This window comes from Klenkia sesuvii (assembly GCF_037083825.1).
Taxonomy (GTDB): domain Bacteria; phylum Actinomycetota; class Actinomycetes; order Mycobacteriales; family Geodermatophilaceae; genus Klenkia; species Klenkia sesuvii.
The window spans coordinates 59357-76771 of sequence record NZ_JBAPLU010000007.1 but is presented as its reverse complement, the minus strand read 5'-3'; the positions used below and the strand labels follow the sequence as shown (position 1 = coordinate 76771).

At 74.7% G+C, this 17415-nt stretch carries 17 protein-coding genes; 12 read left to right on the top strand and 5 right to left on the bottom strand.

The features are described 5' to 3' along the window. Positions 1-3 precede the first annotated feature (3 nt). Complete coding sequence (locus TEK04_RS08835) at positions 4-1209, top strand: acyl-CoA dehydrogenase family protein (protein ID WP_336403965.1); 1206 nt, start codon at positions 4-6, stop codon at positions 1207-1209. Between the two features lie 63 nt (positions 1210-1272). On the opposite strand, the gene TEK04_RS08830 is transcribed toward TEK04_RS08835, so the two are convergent. After that, positions 1273-1530: a hypothetical protein gene (locus TEK04_RS08830; protein WP_336403964.1), complete on the bottom strand. Its 258-nt coding sequence runs from the start codon at positions 1528-1530 to the stop codon at positions 1273-1275. 160 nt (positions 1531-1690) lie between these two features. On the opposite strand from TEK04_RS08830, the gene TEK04_RS08825 reads away from it, so the two are divergent. Then, entirely contained in the window at positions 1691-2287 is a 597-nt protein-coding gene (locus TEK04_RS08825) for a TetR/AcrR family transcriptional regulator (RefSeq protein WP_336403963.1), read from the top strand. A 4-nt stretch (positions 2288-2291) separates the two neighbouring features. Beyond that, positions 2292-4478 (top strand): MMPL family transporter, encoded by a 2187-nt coding sequence (locus TEK04_RS08820; RefSeq protein WP_336403962.1) that lies wholly within the window; start codon positions 2292-2294, stop codon positions 4476-4478. A 27-nt stretch (positions 4479-4505) separates the two neighbouring features. Here TEK04_RS08820 and TEK04_RS08815 read toward each other — a convergent pair whose 3' ends face one another. Beyond that, positions 4506-5699 (bottom strand): FUSC family protein, encoded by a 1194-nt coding sequence (locus tag TEK04_RS08815; protein WP_336403961.1) that lies wholly within the window; start codon positions 5697-5699, stop codon positions 4506-4508. A 5-nt stretch (positions 5700-5704) separates the two neighbouring features. After that, positions 5705-6730 carry an ABC transporter substrate-binding protein gene (locus TEK04_RS08810; protein ID WP_336403960.1) on the bottom strand — a complete coding sequence of 342 codons (1026 nt, stop codon included), beginning with the start codon at positions 6728-6730 and terminating at the stop codon, positions 5705-5707. A gap of 177 nt (positions 6731-6907) precedes the next feature. On the opposite strand from TEK04_RS08810, the gene TEK04_RS08805 reads away from it, so the two are divergent. The 7 genes from TEK04_RS08805 (at position 6908) to TEK04_RS08775 (ending at position 11279) form a co-directional block, all read left to right on the top strand. Next, entirely contained in the window at positions 6908-7192 is a 285-nt protein-coding gene (locus tag TEK04_RS08805) for a hypothetical protein (protein ID WP_336403959.1), read from the top strand. Positions 7193-7340: 148 nt separating this feature from the next. Next, complete coding sequence (gene mftD / locus TEK04_RS08800; protein ID WP_336403958.1) at positions 7341-8594, top strand: pre-mycofactocin synthase MftD; 1254 nt, start codon at positions 7341-7343, stop codon at positions 8592-8594. Positions 8595-8598: 4 nt separating this feature from the next. Then, positions 8599-9450 carry a mycofactocin-coupled SDR family oxidoreductase gene (locus TEK04_RS08795; RefSeq protein WP_336403957.1) on the top strand — a complete coding sequence of 284 codons (852 nt, stop codon included), beginning with the start codon at positions 8599-8601 and terminating at the stop codon, positions 9448-9450. 32 nt (positions 9451-9482) lie between these two features. Further along, positions 9483-10313: a mycofactocin-coupled SDR family oxidoreductase gene (locus TEK04_RS08790; protein WP_336403956.1), complete on the top strand. Its 831-nt coding sequence runs from the start codon at positions 9483-9485 to the stop codon at positions 10311-10313. Positions 10314-10415: 102 nt separating this feature from the next. Continuing rightward, on the top strand, positions 10416-10631 hold the full coding sequence (locus TEK04_RS08785) for a hypothetical protein (protein ID WP_336403955.1): 216 nt from the start codon (positions 10416-10418) through the stop codon (positions 10629-10631). After that, a complete protein-coding gene (locus TEK04_RS08780) occupies positions 10628-10939 on the top strand; it encodes a DUF3040 domain-containing protein (protein WP_336403954.1) in 312 nt (103 codons plus the stop codon). Before TEK04_RS08785 ends, TEK04_RS08780 begins: the two co-directional genes overlap by 4 nt. A 175-nt stretch (positions 10940-11114) precedes the next feature. Further along, complete coding sequence (locus TEK04_RS08775; RefSeq protein ID WP_336403953.1) at positions 11115-11279, top strand: hypothetical protein; 165 nt, start codon at positions 11115-11117, stop codon at positions 11277-11279. Between the two features lie 23 nt (positions 11280-11302). On the opposite strand, the gene TEK04_RS08770 is transcribed toward TEK04_RS08775, so the two are convergent. Continuing rightward, positions 11303-12013, bottom strand: a complete 711-nt coding sequence (locus tag TEK04_RS08770; RefSeq protein WP_336403952.1) for a helix-turn-helix domain-containing protein — start codon at positions 12011-12013, stop codon at positions 11303-11305. Between the two features lie 130 nt (positions 12014-12143). On the opposite strand from TEK04_RS08770, the gene TEK04_RS08765 reads away from it, so the two are divergent. Both TEK04_RS08765 and TEK04_RS08760 read left to right on the top strand, forming a co-directional pair. After that, a complete protein-coding gene (locus tag TEK04_RS08765; protein ID WP_336403951.1) occupies positions 12144-14693 on the top strand; it encodes a SpoIIE family protein phosphatase in 2550 nt (849 codons plus the stop codon). 193 nt (positions 14694-14886) lie between these two features. Continuing rightward, a complete protein-coding gene (locus tag TEK04_RS08760) occupies positions 14887-16530 on the top strand; it encodes a SpoIIE family protein phosphatase (RefSeq protein ID WP_336403949.1) in 1644 nt (547 codons plus the stop codon). Here TEK04_RS08760 and TEK04_RS08755 read toward each other — a convergent pair. Continuing rightward, complete coding sequence (locus tag TEK04_RS08755; protein WP_336403948.1) at positions 16490-17413, bottom strand: metal ABC transporter permease; 924 nt, start codon at positions 17411-17413, stop codon at positions 16490-16492. The genes TEK04_RS08760 and TEK04_RS08755 overlap by 41 nt on opposite strands. Positions 17414-17415 lie beyond the last annotated feature (2 nt).

Genomic DNA, 17415 nt, shown 5'->3' with positions numbered 1-17415 from the left:
GGCGTGAGCAACGACGCCGACACCCTCGCCCCGGCCACCGACTTCTACGCCGTCGACGACCTCATCGACCCGGCCGACCTGGAGATCCGCGACCGCGTGCGCGCCTTCTGCGCCGCCGAGGTCACCCCGGTCATCAACGACTACTGGGAGCGGGCCGAGTTCCCCGCGCACCTGGTGCCCAAGCTCGCCGACCTGGGCATCGCCGGCGGCACGGTGAAGGGGCACGGCGCGGCGGGCATGAGCGCCGTGGCCGCAGGGCTGGTGGCCGCCGAGTGGGCCCGGGCCGACGGCTCGATGGGCACCTTCCACGGCGTCCACTCCTTCCTGGCCATGCAGTCGATCGACCTGCTGGGCAGCGAGGAGCAGAAGGAGCGCTGGCTGCCGGCCATGGCGCGCATGGAGAAGGTCGGCGCGTTCGGGCTCACCGAGCCCGACCACGGCTCGGACGCCGTCGCCCTGGGGACGACGGCCACCCGCGACGGCGACGGCTTCGTGCTCAACGGGGCCAAGAAGTGGATCGGCAACGGCTCCATCGCCGACCTGGTGCTCATCTGGGCCCGCGACGAGGAGGGCAACGTCGGCGGGTACGTCGTCGAGAAGGGGACGCCGGGCTTCACCGCCACCGTGATGACCGGGAAGACGGCGCTGCGCGCGGTGTGGCAGGCCGAGATCACCCTGGAGAACTGCCGGGTGCCCGCGGAGAACAAGCTGGCCGAGTGCCGGAACTTCAAGGACGTCTCCCAGGTGCTCGACCGCACCCGGTACACCGTCGCCTGGCGGGCGCTGGGCGTCGCGCAGTCGGCCTACGAGCTGGCGCTGGCGCACACGCTGCAGCGCGAGCAGTTCGGGCAGCCCATCGCCGGCTACCAGCTCGTGCAGGAGAAGCTCGCCCGCATGCTCGCCGAGATCACCACCATGCAGCTGATGTGCTGGCGGCTCTCGACGTTGGCCGACCAGGGCCGGATGACCGCCGCCATGGCGTCGCTGGCGAAGATGAACTGCTGCAAGAAGGCGCGCACGATCATCGCCGACGCCCGTGACCTGTTCGGCGGCGACGGCATCCTGCTGGAGCACCACATCGCCCGCCACCACGCCGACATCGAGGCGATCTACACCTTCGAGGGCACCGACCACGTGCAGGCGCTCATCGTCGGCCGCGAGGTCACCGGACTGAGCGCCATCACCGGCCGCCGGCCCCGCAAGGACTGACCGGGAGGGCCCCCTCGCAGGGACCCCCGGCGGGCGTCGCGGGGGGGCGAGGGGGGCCTTCTCCTAGCCGGCGCGGGTGAGCTGCTGGCGGGTCAGCTGCTTGCACTCGGCGCACGCGGTGTCCCGCGCGCCGACGCGGTCCCAGCGGTGACCGCCCCAGACCTGCACGATGGCGCCGCACGCGGCCAGCTCCACCTCCCCGTCGAGCTCGGCCGGGGGCCGGTGGGCCTCCACGGCGTGCCAGGAGGAGGAGACGGTGTCCTCGGGCCGCGAACGCGACCACCGGTCTGGTCGGGCATAGCCGACGGCGTAGCTGTCCACGACCCGATTGTGCCCGCGGTCACAGAACCCTGCCACCGGTGGCGCGCCCACCCGCCAGGCTCCCCACCTCGGGCCACCGATGGTGGCGTGACCGACCTCACCGACCAATCTGGTCGGTCCACCGACCAGATTGGTCGGTGGACCGGATACCGTCGTCCCCGTGACCCGAGCCGTGCGCCAGCACGCGGACGCCGACATCCTCGACCGCGCCGCCGCCCTCTTCGCCCGCCGCGGCTTCGCCAAGACGTCGGTGCAGGAGATCGCCGACGCCGTCGGCCTGTCCAAGACGGGCCTGCTCCACCACTTCCCGAGCAAGGACGCGCTGCACACCGCGGTCACGGTGCAGGCCGACGGGCTCGCCGAGCAGGTGCTCTCCGTCGCCCTGCGCGCCCCCGAGGGCCCTGAGCGGGACCGGGCCACCGTCGAGGTCCTGGTCGACATCGCCTTCGCCCACCCCGGCCTGGTAACCCTGCTGCTCTCGCCCGCCGCCGAGGAGCCGGCACCCCAGTGCACCTCCACCGCCGGGGACGCCGCGCTGCGCGCCTTCGGCATCGTCCCCGGCGAGCTGCCCGCCGACCCGACCCGCGTCGTCCGGGTGCTCGGTGCCCTCGGCGCGCTCGCCGTCCTCTCGCTCACCGCCACCGAGCACGGCACCACCACGACCTGGCGGCCCCTGGTGGTCGCCACCTGCCTCGACGCGCTGGGCCAGGGCCGCCCCGGTGCGCAGCCCACCCGCTCCCCCCAGATGGAGGCCTGACCCCATGGCAACCCTGCTCTCCCGGCTGGGCGCGCTCGCCCACCGCCGACGGCTGGCCGTCGTCCTCGCCTGGCTGGCCGTCCTGGTCGTCGGCGGGGTCGGCGCGGCGACCCTGGCCGGGGAGACGACCACGTCGTTCTCCATCCCGGGCCAGGAGTCCACCGTCGCCCTCGACCGCATCTCCGAGGAGTTCGGCGCCACCGACTCCGGGGCGAGCGCGCAGGTCGTCGTCCGCGCCCCCGACGGCACGACCCTGACCGACCCGACCCAGGCGGCGGCCCTGCAGCAGCTGGTCACCGACCTGGGCGCCCTGCCCGGCGTGGCCTCGGCCAGCAACCCGCTCGACGCGTCCTCCCCCACCGTCAACCCCGACCTCACCACCGGCTACAGCACCGTCACCTACGACGTCGCACCCGGCGAGGTGACCCCGGCCGAGCAGGACGCCCTGCGCGACGCCGTCGCCGACGCCCGCGACTCCGGGCTCACCGTCGAGGTCGCCGGCCAGGCACTGGAGAGCGCGCCCGAGGTCGGCGGCATCGGCGAGGTCGCCGGCGTCGTGGTCGCCGTCCTGGTCCTCGCCCTCACGTACGGGTCGCTGGTCGTGGCCGGGATGAACCTGCTGACCGCCGCGGTGGGCGTGGGCATCGGCGTCCTGGGCATCACCATCGCGACCGGTTTCCTGGAGCTCTCGTCGACCACGTCGATCCTGGCCGCGATGCTGGGTCTGGCCGTGGGCATCGACTACGCGTTGTTCATCATCAACCGGCACCGGCAGGAGCTGCGACGCGGCGCCGACGTGCCGACCGCCATCGCCACCGCAGTGGGGACGGCGGGCTCCGCGGTGGTGACCGCCGGGCTCACCGTGGTCATCGCGCTGGTCGGCCTCTTCGTCGCCGGCATCCCGTTCCTGACCCAGATGGGCGTCGCGGCCGGTGCGACCATCGTCGTGGCCGTCCTCGTGGCGCTGACGCTGGTGCCGGCGGTGCTGTCGTTCCTCGGGCGCCGGGCGCTGCCGAGGAAGCAGCGGGACCTCCCGCCGGTCGCCGACCTCGACGACGCCGCACCCTCCACCGGCTTCTTCGGCCGCTGGGCCGCCGGGGTCACGAAGAACCGCGTGGTCGCCCTGCTCGCCGCCGTCGTCGCCCTGGGGGTCGTCGCGGTGCCGGTCGCCTCGATGCGCACCACGCTGATCCAGGCCCCGCCGGCGATGAGCACGCAGGAGCGGGCCCAGCAGCTGCTGGCCGACGGCTTCGGCGCCGGCATCAACGGCCCGATCACCGTGCTGTTCGAGGGCGCCGACGCCGCGTCTGCGGCGGCCACCGCCACCGCCGGCATCGAGGGCCTGGACGACGTCGTCACCGTCACCCCGCCGATCCCGAGTGCCGACGGGGACGCCGCGCTGCTCACCGTGGTCCCGGGCTCCGGCCCGACCAGCGCGGCCACCGAGCAGCTGGTCGAGGACCTGCGCGGTCAGCTCGCCGACTCGGGCGGGGTCACCGCCTCGGTCACCGGCCAGACCGCGGTGAGCGTGGACGTCGCCGCGTCGTTGAACAGCGCCCTGCCGGTCTACCTGGCGCTGGTCGTCGGGCTGGCGCTCGTGCTGCTGGTGCTGGTGTTCCGCTCGCTGCTCGTGCCGCTGGTCGGCGTGCTGGGGTTCCTGCTCACCATCGGCGCCTCGCTCGGGGCCACCGTGGCGGTGTTCCAGTGGGGGTGGCTGGGCGACCTGGTCAACCTGGAGAGCACCGGCCCGCTCATCAGCCTCACCCCGATCCTGGTCATCGGCATCCTCTTCGGGCTGGCCATGGACTACCAGGTCTTCCTGGTCTCGCGGATGCACGAGGCGCACGCCCACGGACGGGTACCGGTCGCCGCGATCCGCAGCGGGTTCCGCTCGGCCGCCCCCGTCGTGTTCGCCGCCGCGCTCATCATGTTCAGCGTGTTCGCCGGCTTCGTGCCCGCCGGCGACGCGACGATCAAGTCGATCGGCTTCGCCCTGGCCATCGGCGTGCTGTTCGACGCCTTCGTCGTCCGGATGGTGCTGGTGCCGGCAGCGCTGGCGCTGCTCGGCGAGCGCGCCTGGTGGCTGCCCCGCTGGCTGGGCTGGCTCCCCGTGCTCGACGTCGAGGGCGCCGCGCTGCAGCGGGACGCCCCGCGCGAGGAGGACCGCGAGCTGGTCGACGCCACCCGCTGACCGGTTCGGGCGCACCCGCCGCGGGGATCACCCCTCCGCGGCGGGCACCTCGCGCCCGGTCAGCGCCCGCAGCGACCGGCGCAGGGTGGTGAGCAGGCTGCCGGCCACGAACAGGTCGTGGTCGCTGCGGGCCCGTTCGGCCCGGATCCCGGCGGCCAGCTCCTCGATCCGGTCGACCGCCGGCCGCACCGACTCCTCCCCGGACCGGGTGCGCACCACCTCGGCGACCGCGGCCAGCGCCGCGGTCGTGGCCGGGCGCAGGCCCGGGCCCAGGGCGACGTCGGCCCAGCCGGCGTCGGCCCGCTCGTGCTCGCGCAGCAGCTCGGTGGCGTCCTGCACCAGGAACGCGACGCTCTCCAGGGCCCGGGCCTCGGCGTACTGCCGGTCGACGTCGGGGGCGTACTGGCGGGCCCGGCGGTTGCCGCGGCGGGCCTGCTCGGCCAGCCGCACGGCGTCCCGCATGCGACCCAGCTCGGGGTCGATGGCCCGCATGCGGGCGCGCCAGCCGCCCTCGTCGGGCAGCGACTCCTGGCGCAGGCCGTCGACCAGGTCGCCGAGCTGGTCGGCCAGGGTGGCCCGCAACCGGTCCAGCTCGGCCTGCGCGGGCGCCAGCGGCAGCGGCGGGAACACCGCGGTGACCGCCAACCCGATGCAGGCGCCGAGCAGGGTCAGCCCGGCGTACCCGGCGACGTAGCCGACCGGGTCGGCGTTGCCGATGATGAGGGTGAACAGGGCGGCGGTCGGCACCCAGGTGGCCGCCGTCCCCAACCAGTGCCACCCAGCCAGCAGCACCCCGAGGCCGACCACCACGGCGACCGTGACGGCGTTCGGGTAGCCCACCGCGTCGACCGCGAGCGCGACCACTGCGCCCAGCGAGATCGCGCCCACCGTCTGCAGCCCCTCGCGGGCCGACCCGGCCAGGGTGGTCGAGGTCGCGATCACCGCACCCAGCGGCGCGTAGTACGGGTACTCCCCCGCCGGCCCGGGGACCAGCTGCGCCACGCCCCAGGCCAGCGACGCCGCCAGCGCCGCCTTCACCGTCAGCCCCCAGCGCGGGTGCCGCGCCCAGGTCCGCGCCACCTTGCCGCGCCAGCCCGGTCGGCGCCCACGGTCGTCCACCTGCTCCATCGTGGGGGCGCGCAGCCCCGTCGGCGCGGGCAACGGGGCCGGGGTCGAGGACGGGGTGCCGGGGTCGACCACCTGCTCGTCGACCCCGGGCACGGGCCTCAGGCCGGGTTCACGTCCTGGGCACTGCGCAGGATCTCGGCCAGCTCGGACATGTGCGCGGCCTGCGACCGGTAATCCATCGCCGCGCCGTTCCACTCGTAGGCCTGGCCGGCGACCAGGGCCGGGTGGGTGGCGAAGGTGGGCTGCTCGGCGAGGTCGGCGGCCTGGAAGCCCTCGACGTTGAGCAGCAGGACGTCCCCGGTGGACATCTGGGAAGCGTTCTCCCAGCTGTAGATGTCCCAGTAGTAGTTGCCGTCGTCGGGGTTGAGGTCGGTGAAGTCGACGCCGTACCCCCGGTACAGCTCCATCTCGGGCTCGTCGTCGGGCTTGGCGACGTAGATGCCGGAGCTGGCGTCGGCGTACATCTGGGTGACCTCGACCCCGGAGCTCTCCGCGGCGTCCTGCAGCTCGGCCGCGGCGGCGTCGAACTCCGCCTTCGCCTCCTCGACGGTGGACTCGTCGGCACCGAGGGCCACGGCGAGCCGGTTGAGGCTGTCGATGACCCCCTGGCCCGTGCCGCCCACCTCGATGGTGATCAGCGGGGCGATGGCCTCCAGCTGCTGCTGCTGGGCGGTGTCCTGCAGGCCGTACCGGGGACCATCCAGGTCGACGGTGCCCTCCCGGTCGGAGGGGTAGATGCCGACGACGATGACGTCGGGGTCGGCGGCGGCCATCGCCTCGATGTCGACCTCGCCGTAGCCGTTGCCCACCACCGCGACGTCGGAGAGGTCGTAGTCGGCGAACCGCACGTCGTCGGCGACCGGCACGCGACCGAAGACGGCCACCGGGTCGACGTCGAGGCTGTGCAGCCCCAGGGCGTAGTCGGCGTAGCTGGCCACCCGCTCCGGCGCCTCGTCGAGGGTGATGGTCTCGCCGACGTCGTCGGTGAAGGTCCAGCCCGCCGACGACCCGCCGGCGGCGTCGTCGGCGGTCCCGGAGGACTCGGCGGAGCAGGAGACGAGGGCGAGGGCGGCGGCGAGGCCGACGGAGGCGGCCGCACCGCGACGCAGGGAACCTGTGGTCACGGCGCGAAGGTTAGCCTACCCATACCGGGCCCACCGGCGGGTGGTGGTCGTCCGGGTGGTGCCGCGGCAAGTCAAGCTGCAGCAGGCCTCGGTTCGGATACGACCTGGTGACGATCCGGTAGCTTCCGGTGACCGAGGGTTCCGATGACGCGTCCCGGGGCACCAGGGTGGGTCGGCGTGACCCCCTCGACGCAGCCCGCCGCCCCGCCGCCCGTCGTCAGCTCGACCGCCCACGGACTCCTGCGCACCGTGGTCGACATCGGCCGCCCGACGACGGTGAGCGAGCTGGTGGCCCGGTGCAACCCCCGCCCGGCCACCACCACCGAGCCCGATGTCCTGCGGTGGCGCGAACGCGAGCACGACCTGCACCGGGCCGTGGCCGAGCTGCACGAGGCCGGCCTGGTGACCAAGCAGGTGGACAAGCGCGAGGGCCGGGTGGTGCACGTGCTTTGGCTGCCCTGAGCCGGGCAGGGGTCGTCCCCGGCGGCCACGGGGTGCTGCGCCGGTGACCTGATCGTGACCTGGGACCACGTGTCGGCCCGGGGAGCCTGCGGGCAGGCAAGGGGTGCGGGTCCAACCAGTGGCCCAGCGCGACGCCGTCTGGAGTGTCATGGCGAGCAGCACGAACTGGTTCGAGACGATCAACGAGGCGCAGTGGCGGGCCAAGAAGCGCCTGCCCCGGTCGGTCTACCTGGCCCTGCTGGCCGCCACCGAGCGAGGGCTGACCCTGTCGGACAACGTGGCCGCCTTCGACGAGCTGGGGTGGCGGCCCCGGGTGGCCGACCTGCCGGCCGAGCGCGACCTGACCACCACCGTGCTGGGGCACGAGATCTCCATGCCCCTGCTCATCTCCCCCGTGGGGGTGCAGGCGGTCCACCCCGAGGGCGAGGTCGCCGTGGCCCGGGCTGCGGCCGCCGAGGGGACGGCCATGGGCCTGTCCTCCTTCGGCAGCAAGCCGGTGGAGGAGGTGGCCGCGGCCAACCCGCTGACGTTCCTGCAGACCTACTGGGTGGGGTCCCGCGAGGACATCCTGGCCCGCGCCGAACGCGGCAAGGCCGCCGGGGCGAAGGCGTTCATCCTCACCCTGGACTGGTCCTTCGCCTCCCGGCGGGATTGGGGCAGCCCACCCATCCCGCAGCAGCTGGACCTGAAGACCATGGCGTCCTTCGCCCCCGAGGTCATCCGCAAGCCCCGCTACCTGGCGACCTACCTGCGGCACCGGACGCTGCCCGAGCTCGGCGTCCCCAACATCGGCGAGCCCGGCCAGCCCGCACCGGGGTTCTTCGACGCCTACGGGGAGTGGATGCAGACGCCCCCACCCAGCTGGGAGGACCTGGCCTGGCTGGTCGACCAGCTCGACCTGCCGGTGGTCATCAAGGGCATCAGCCGCCCGGACGACGCCCGCCGCGCCGTCGACGTCGGGGCCGCGGCGATCTCGGTGTCCAACCACGGCGGCAACAACCTCGACGGCACACCGGGGTCCATCCGCTCCCTGCCCGCCGTCGTGGAGGCCGTGGGCGACCAGGTCGAGGTGCTGTTCGACGGCGGCATCCGGCGCGGCGCCGACGCGGTCAAGGCCGTGGCGCTGGGCGCCCGGGCGGTGATGGTCGGCCGCGCCTATCTCTGGGGGATGGCCGCCGGCGGGGAGCAGGGTGTGCGCAACGTCCTGCAGGTGCTGCGCGCCGGCATCGACGAGGCCCTGCTCGGCCTGGGCCGCGCCTCGGTCCACGACCTCGTCCCCGACGACGTCATCGTCCCGGCCGGCTTCACCCGCGGGTCGGGGGACCCCGCCCCGGCCGCGCTGGCCATGGCCGCCGACCCGGCCACCCGGCAGGCGCCGGCCCAGGCCTCCCCCGAGGGCTGACCCGGTGGGCGGCTCGGGAGGCGGCTCGGGAGGCGGCTTCGAGGGCACAGTCGCGCTGGTGACCGGGGCCGCTCGCGGCCAAGGCCGCAGCCACGCGGTGGCCCTGGCCCGGGAGGGCGCCGACGTCGTCCTCCTCGACCGGTGCGCCCCGCTCGCCGGCGTGCCCTACGACCTGGCCAGCCCCGCCGACCTGGTCGAGACCGTCCGGCAGGTGGAGGCCCGCGGCCGGCGAGCCGTTGCCCACCAGGTCGACGTGCGCGACGGACCGGCCACGACCGCTGCGGTCGCCGACGGCGTGGCCCGGCTCGGCCGGCTCGACGTGGTCGTGGCCAACGCCGGGGTCACCGGGTACGCCCGCGCGCAGGACCTCACCGACCAGCAGTGGGACGCCGTCGTCGGCACGGTGCTGACCGGCACGTTCCGCACCGTGCGCGCCGCGGTCCCGCACCTGCGGGTCCGCGGCGGGTCGGTGGTGATCACCAGCTCCACCGAGGGCCTGCAGGCCGTGCAGCACATGGCTCACTACACCGCCGCCAAGCACGGCCTGGTCGGCCTGGCCAGGACCCTCGCCCTGGAACTCGCCGCCGACGGCATCCGGGTGAACACCGTGCACCCCACCTCCACCGACACCGCAATGATCCACAACCGGGCCACCTACGCCCTGTTCCGACCCGACCTGGACCCCGACCAGCCCACCCGCGCCGACGTCGTCGCCCCCTTCACCGGCCTCAACGCGTTGCCGGTGGCCTGGATCGACCCGGCCGACGTCACCGCCGCCGTCCTCTGGCTGGCCGGCGGCACCGCCCGCCACGTCACGGGCACCCAGCTGCCGGTCGACGCCGGCGCGCTGCTCTGACCCCACCCGTCCCCCACCGAGAGGAACCCACCATGGGCAAGCTCGACGGAAAGACCGCCTTCATCACCGGCGCCGCCCGCGGCCAGGGCCGCAGCCACGCCCTGCGCCTGGCGCAGGAGGGCGCCGACATCATCGCCGTGGACCAGTGCGCCCCGGTGGACACCGTCCCCTACGACCTGGCCACCCCCGACGACCTCGCCGAGACCGTCCGGCAGGTCGAGGCCCTGGACCGGCGCATCGTCGCCACCCAGGCCGACATCCGCGACGGCGCGGCCATGACGCAGGCCGTGGACGACGGCGTCGCCCAGCTGGGCCGGTTGGACGTCGTGGTCGCCAACGCCGGCATCCTCAGCTTCTCCCTCGCCGCCGACATGACCGACCAGCAGTGGGACGACATGGTCGACACCAACCTCACCGGCCAGTTCAAGGCCATCCGACCGACCATCCCGCACCTGCAGGCCAACGAGGACGGCGGCGCGATCGTGGTCACCAGCTCCACGGCCGGGCTCAAGGCGGTGCCGAACCTGGCGCACTACACCGCGGCCAAGCACGGCCTCGTCGGCCTGGTCAAGGTGCTCGCCCTCGAGCTGGCCCCCGACCGGATCCGGGTCAACTCCGTGCACCCCACCAACGTCGACACCGACATGATCCAGAACCCGGCCACCTACGCGAACTTCCGCCCCGACCTGGACTCCCCCGGCAAGGACGACGTCACCGAGGCCTTCGCCGGCCTCAACGTCCTGCCCACCCCCTGGGTGCAGCCGGCCGACGTCAGCGAGGCCGTCCTCTACCTCGTCGCCGACTCCGGCCGGTTCATCACCGGCATCCAGCTCCCGGTCGACGCCGGGATGCTCACCGCCTGACCACCCCACCCGGCGGGCCCATCCGGGCCCGCCGGGTGGTGCCGAAGGAGTGCCCGTGCCGTCCTCCACCCGCCAACGGAGCCACCAGCCGGAGCCCGACCGATGAACCTCAACCGGGACGTCGTCGTCGCCGCACTGCACCGCGGTGACCGGCACGACCAGGCCCGCGTCGCCGAGCACACGCTCCCCCGGCAGGTCGACACCGTCCGCGACCGCGATCAGCTCGAGGCCCTGGGGGTCGATGTGGATTCCCGCGCGGAGGGCGGTCGCCTGGCCCTCCGGCGGTCCACCGGCAAGCCCGAGGAGACCCACCGATGACCGCCTCCGACGACGACCAGCTCGCCGAGCTCGCCGCCCGGCTCAGCGCCGACGACCCCGCCTTCGCGCACCGGCTCGGCGGGGTCCCTCACCCACGCAACCGCTGGCGGTGGGCGGCCGGCACCGCCATCGTCTCCGGCACGCTGGTGCTGCTCGGCAGCCTCACCGGCAACGTCCCCCTGGCGCTGATGGCCGTGCCGGTGGCGGCCACGGCCACCCTGGCCGTGCGCGGTCGCACCGTGCGCGACGCCTGGCGCGCCATCGACCCCGACACGATTCCTCCCGAACCCGGTCGTGCTGACCGGTGACCGACCAGCTCATGGGGCTCGATCGGGACCGGCTCGACCACCGCGGGGGTGACTGCCGGCACCCGCGCCGCCGGGGACCGTCCGAGTGCCCTGGTCAGGGCCCCGCAACCAAGCGCCCGGCAGGGGGTCCGTCGTGCCGCGACGTACGGTGACCCGGGCGACGGTGGTGGCCGCGTTGACGGCTCGCAACCGGCGCACCGAGGCTCGAGCGGCTGCCCGGGACCTCGCGCCCGTCGTGGACCTGGACCGCGACGGGGCGCACCTGGCCCTGTTGGGCATCGACCCCACCGCTTCCGAGCCGGACCACCTCGTCCTCCTCGGTGACACCGGGTGCCGCTGACTCGTCGACCAGCTCAGCAGCAGTCACGACCGGTCCGCGGGTGGGGCGCCGTGGGTGGCGGCGTAGTCGGTGGTGAAGCGGGCCGGGTTGCGGTACCCCCAGCGGGCGGCGACCTCGGCAACGGTGAGCCGGACGGGGCCACCGGCTGCTTCGAGGTCTCGACGGGCCGCGTGCAGGCGGGCGCGTCGCAGGTGGGCGGTGGGGGTGGTGTCCAGGTGCCGGTGGAATGCCGCGCGCAGGGCGCGCGGTGTCGTGCCAGCGGCGTCGGCGATGTCGGTGACGGTGATCGGGAGGGACACGTGGTCGTCGATGTAGGCGACGGCTCGTCGGACCGCGGCCGGGCGGGTGTCGCCGGGCCCGGCGACGTACCCGCGAATCATGGCGGTGTTGGGGAACACCGTGAGCATGGTGGCTGCCGTGAGGTTGACCAGTTCGCGGTGCACCAGGGGTCCGAGGTGAGAAGGCCCTGGGTCACCGAGCTGGTCGCGGAGGAGGTGGGCGGCACGTAGCCACGTGCGGGCGTGCCGGTCCGTGAGCGGGCGGGGTGAGGTGACGCGCAGTGCGTCGGCGGGCATCCCGGTCTGCTCGGCGGCCGAGCGGGTGACCTCGTGCAGGGGCAGGCGGACCGGGAGCGCCTCGAAGTCGTCCCAGCGCAGGTCCGCCGGCCCGTCGGGCAGGTAGAGGTAGCTGTCGCCGGCGGCGTTGGCGACGGCGCCGCGGCGACGGCCGCGCACCCGGGCCCGTGGTTCCTGCGCGACGGGACGCCGGGCCCGGGTGGGTCGTCGACGCGGGACGTGTCGTTTGCGATCATGTCGTGCAGCGGGCAACCGGGACGGGATCCGCTTCGACGAGGGGGGCATACCGGTGGCAGCAGGTCCGGCGGGCGGGCCGCCGCCTGACCCGGTGGTGGTGCCCGGCGTCCCGGACGAGTCCCTCGACCGCTTCGCCCGGTTGGTGAGCGTCGCCCTCGACGTGCCCGCCGCCCTCGTCGCGATGCCGACGTCGACCGGGCAGGTGCTCCCCGGCGCGGTCGGCCTCCCCGAACCCTGGCAGACCGCGCGCCGCACCCCGTTGACGCACTCGGTCTGCCGGCACGTCGTCGAGTCGGGGGACCCCCTGGTGCTCGACGACGTCCGCGACCACCCGGCGCTCGTCGCGGCGGCCGCCGCCGCGGACCTCGACGTGGTGGCCTGTGCCGGGTACCCCCTCGTCGACGGGCACGGCGCGGTGCTCGGGTCGCTGTGCGCGATCGACCGCACCCCGCGGCGGTGGAGCGAGCGCGACCTCGACCTGCTGGCCGGGCTGGCGGCGGCGTGCAGCACCGACCTGCAGCTGCGGCTGGAGCGATCGGCGTCCGACACCCACCGGTCCCGTCTGGAGCTGGCCATCAGCGCCAGCGCCGTGGGCACCTTCGACTGGGACCTCTCCGGCGACGGCATGCTCTGGGACCCGCCGCTGGTGGCGATGTTCGGCTACACCCCCGAGGACTTCACCCCCACCACGGCGTCGTTCTACCGGCGGCTGCACCCCGACGACGCCGAGCGGGTCACGCAGGCCATCACCACGGCCATCGACACGCGCGGCGAGTTCGCCGCCGAGTACCGCATCGTGCTGCCCGGCGGTGCCACCCGCTGGGTGCAGGGCCGCGGCCGAGTGGTCGGTGCCCCCTCGGGTCGGGCCACCCGGTTCATCGGGGCCGCCTACGACACCACCGACGTGCACGACGGCGAGGCCCGCGTCGGACGGCTGCTGTCGGCGATGCCCTCGGGCTTCCTGTCCCTGGACGAGCAGTGGCGGTTCACCGTCGTCAACCCCGCCGCCGAGAAGCTGCTGGGCCAGTCGATCGACCAGCTGGCCGGCCGCACCATCTGGGAGGCATTCCCCGACACGGTCGGCAACGAGTTCGAGCAGGCCTACCGCGCGGCGGTGCGCACCCAGCAGCCGCAGACGATCCACGCCTACTACCCGGCCCCGCTGGACGCCTGGTACGACGTGCTGTGCTGGCCGACGCCCGAGGGGCTCAGCCTGTTCTTCACCGACGTGACCGACCGCGCGCGCAGCGACCACCAGGCACGGGCCGCGGCCGAGCGGCTGGCCGTGCAGGCCCGCGTCGCCGACCTGCTCACGGGAGACGCCGACCTCGCCGACGTGCTCACCGCCCTGCCCCAGCTGCTGGCACCCGCCGTGGCCGACGCCTGCGTGGTCACCGTGCTGGGTCCCGACGGGCGCGCCCGCGACCACTCCTACTGGCACGGCGACCCGGCTGCCCGCGCGCACCTGGCCGGCTACGCCACCACCCGGCTGGTCGAGCTGCCGGGCTCCACCCCGTTCGGCCGCACCATCAGCGACGGCCAGGTGCGCCACCTGACCGCCGAGCAGACCGCCGCCGTGGTGATGCACCCCGACGCTCGGGCGCACCTCGACGCCCTCGGCCCGGTACGCGCGACCATCCTGCCGTTGCGGGCCCAGGGGCGGGTGCTGGGCGCGTTGACCCTGCTCAGCGCGGCGGACCGGCCCCGGGACGCCGAGCTGGAGTCGGTGACCGAGGACATGGCCGACCGGGTCGCCGCGGCGATCGAGACCGACCGGCTGACGCGCGCCCGGTCCCAGCTCGCCGAGGCCCTGCAGCGCAGCCTGCTCACCGCACCGCCCGAACCCGACCACGCCGAGGTCGTCGTCCGCTACCTGCCCGCCGGCGAGGCGGCCCGGGTCGGCGGTGACTGGTACGACGCCTTCCTGCAGCCCAACGGCTGCACCATGATCGTCATCGGCGACGTGGTCGGCCACGACACGGAGGCGGCCGCGGCCATGGGCGCGCTGCGCGGCCTGCTGCGCGGCATCGCCACCTACTCCGACGCCGGCCCGGCCGAGGTTCTCCGCGGCCTGGACAACTCCATGCAGGTGCTCGAGGTCGACACGCTGGCCACCGCCGCCGTCGCCCGCTTCGAGCAGACCCCCGACGAGGTCGAGCGCGGCGTCACCCGGATGGTCTGGGCGAACGCCGGCCACCCGCCCCCGGTCGTGCTGCACGCCGACGGCAGCTTCCAGGTCCTCGCCCCCTGGCGGGGTGAGCTGCTGCTGGGGGTCGACCCCAGCACCGCCCGGCACGACCAGGTGACCCTGCTCGAGCGCGGCGCCACCGTGCTGCTGTTCACCGACGGGCTCATCGAACGCCGCCGGGCCGACCTCGACGACGGCCTCGCCCGGCTCACCGACGCCCTGACCGCCCTGACCGGCAGCACGCTCGACGCACTGTGCGACGGCATCGTCGAGCGGCTGGTCGCCGGCCACCCCGAGGACGACGTGGCGCTGGTCGCCGTCCGGCTGCACCGGCAGGACCGTCCCCGGCCGGCCGAGGCGGGCCCGGCCCACGTGCCCCCGGGGGTCCCGGAGCCCGAGCACCCCGCCCAGTAGGCGGACAGGCCCACCAGACCCACCGTGCACCGGCCCGGGCTGCGGTTGCGTGACATCGGGTTCGGCATGACGGAGGATGGTGGCCTCGTCAGGTCCTCGCCCGAGCGACCGGCCCGGCAGGGAGCAGGTGCGCGTGCCTCGGTGGTGGGACGACCCGTCCGGATCGACCACCGGTTCGCCGACGCTGGAGTCCATGCCGGTCGGCCTCATCGAGCTCGACACCGACTGGACCGTGCGCTACCTCAACCCCGCCGGCGCCCGCGCGGTCGGCTACACGGCCGACGAGCTGGTCGGGCGCGACTACTGGGAGGCCTTCCCCGCCAACCTGGACAACGAGTTCGGCCGCACCTACCGGCGGGCCGTGGCCACCGGGGAAGCGGCCGTGGTCGAGGCCTTCTACCCCGAGCCGCTCAACGCCTGGTTCGAGGTCAACGCCGTGCCCACCGAGCACGGCCTGTGGCTGTACTTCACCGAGGTCACCACCCGCCGCCAGGTGCAGGAACGCCTCGCGCTGCTCGCCCAGGTCGGGGACGCGCTGGCCGGGATGGTGGACGCCCGTGCCGCCGTGGCGCAGCTGCCGCGGCTGGTGGTGCCCGGGCTGGCCAGCTGGGCCGCCCTGGTGCTGGTCGGCGCCGACGGTGTGCCCACGGCAGCCGGCGGGCAGCACGTGCAGGCCGGCCGGGCCCCCGTGGTGCAGCAGTGGCTGGCGGCCACCCTGCAGTCGACCCCCGCGTCCTCCCCCCTCACCCGCGCCCTGGTCACCGGCGAACCGGTCACCCTCGGCGGTCCCGAGCTGCGCGGTGCGGCACTGGACGGCGTCAGCTCGGGCGACGCGCGCTCGCTGCTGGAGTCGCTGGCCCCCGGTGAGCTGACCGCCGTCCCGCTGCTGGGCCGGGACCGGGTGCTGGGCGTCCTCGTGCTGGCCCTGGACGCCCACCGCACCGCCGCACCCGCCGACCGCGTCACCATCACCGAGGTCGCCGCCCGCGCCGGGCTGGCCCTGGACAACGCCCGCATGTTCGAGCAGCAGCGCCGGCTGGCCGAGGAGCTGCAGCGCAGCATGCTCTCGCCCCCGCCCGAGCCCGACCACGCCCAGGTCGTGGTCCGCTACCTGCCCGCCAGCGAGGCGGCACGGGTGGGCGGTGACTGGTACGACGCCTTCATGCAGCCCGGCGGGGCGACGACGCTGGTCGTCGGGGACGTCGTCGGCCACGACACCACCGCGGCGGCGACCATGGGGCAGCTGCGCAGCATGCTGCGCGGCATCGCCACCATCGACGACACCGGCCCGGCCACCCTGCTCACCCGGTTGGACCACGCGCTGGCCCAGCTGCAGCTGCACACCTACGCCACCGTCGCCCTCGCCCGGTTCGAGCAGACACCCGACGAGCTCGACCGGGGGGTCACCCGCATGCGCTGGGCGAACGCCGGGCACCCGCCCCCGCTGGTGATCCACCCCGACGGCAGCATCACCGACGTCGGCGGGTGGCACGGCGAGCTGATGCTGGGCGTGCAGCACGACACGCCCCGCACCGAGTCGGTGATCACCCTCGACCGCGGCACCACCGTCCTGCTCTACACCGACGGCCTGGTCGAGCGGCGCGACCGCGACCTGGACAGCGGCCTCGCCGAGCTGCGCGCGGCGGTCACCGAGCTGGCCGGCCTCCCGCTGGACGAGCTGTGCGACGGCCTGGTCGCGCGCCTGGTGGACACCGACCACGACGACGACGTCGCCCTCGTCGCGATCCGCCTGCACCGGCAGGACCGTCCCCGCCCCGACGAGGCCGGCCCCCAGGTCATCCCGCCGACGGTCGCGCCGGACCCCGCCACCGACTGATCGCAGGACCGATCGGCCCCGCCGAGCGCGGACCCGCCGGCGCCCCAGCGTCCTCGTGAGCCCCGGCGTCGGCAAGCCGCGCGGTGCCGCGTCGTACGGTGCGCGCCAGCCGGGCCAGGACGAAGACGGCGACGGCGAGCAGCACGATGGTGCCGCCCGACGGGGTGTCGGCGTAGAAGGACACCACCGTCCCCGAGGTCGCCACGCCGACGCCCACGGCGACCGCGGTGAGCATGCTGGAGCGGTAGCCGCGGGCCAGCTGCTGGGCACAGGCCGCGGGCAGCACCATCAGGCCGCTGATGAGCAGCAGGCCCAGGATCCGCATGGACAGCACGACCGTGCCGGCGGTGACCGTCGCCAGCAGCAGGTTCAGCCGCAGGACCGGCAACCCGGCGACGACGGCGAAGTCCTCGTCCAGCGCGGCCATGAACAGCTGGCGCCCGAGCCCGACGGTCACGGTGAGCACGACGGCCGCGAGCACGGTGAAGGCGACCAGGTCGGCACGGGTCGTGGTGGTGAGGGCACCGAACAGGTAGCTGTCGAGATTGACCGCCGAGCCGGCCGGGGCCCTGGCGACCACGACCACCGCACCGGCGATGCCGCCGTAGAACAGCACCGACAGCGCGACGTCGGCGGCGGCCGAGCGACGGTGCCGCAGCACCTCCAGCAGCACGGCCCCGGTCACGGCGGTGACGAGGGCCGCGGCCACGGGCGCGGTCCGGGTCGCCAGACCCAGGGCGACCCCCAGCAGGGCGACGTGACCGACGCCGTCCCCGATCAGCGACAACCGGCGCTGCACCAGGTGGACGCCGACGGTGGGGGCGGTCAGACCCACGAGGACGGCCGCGACCAGCGCGGTCTGCATGAACCCGTAGCCCAGCACGG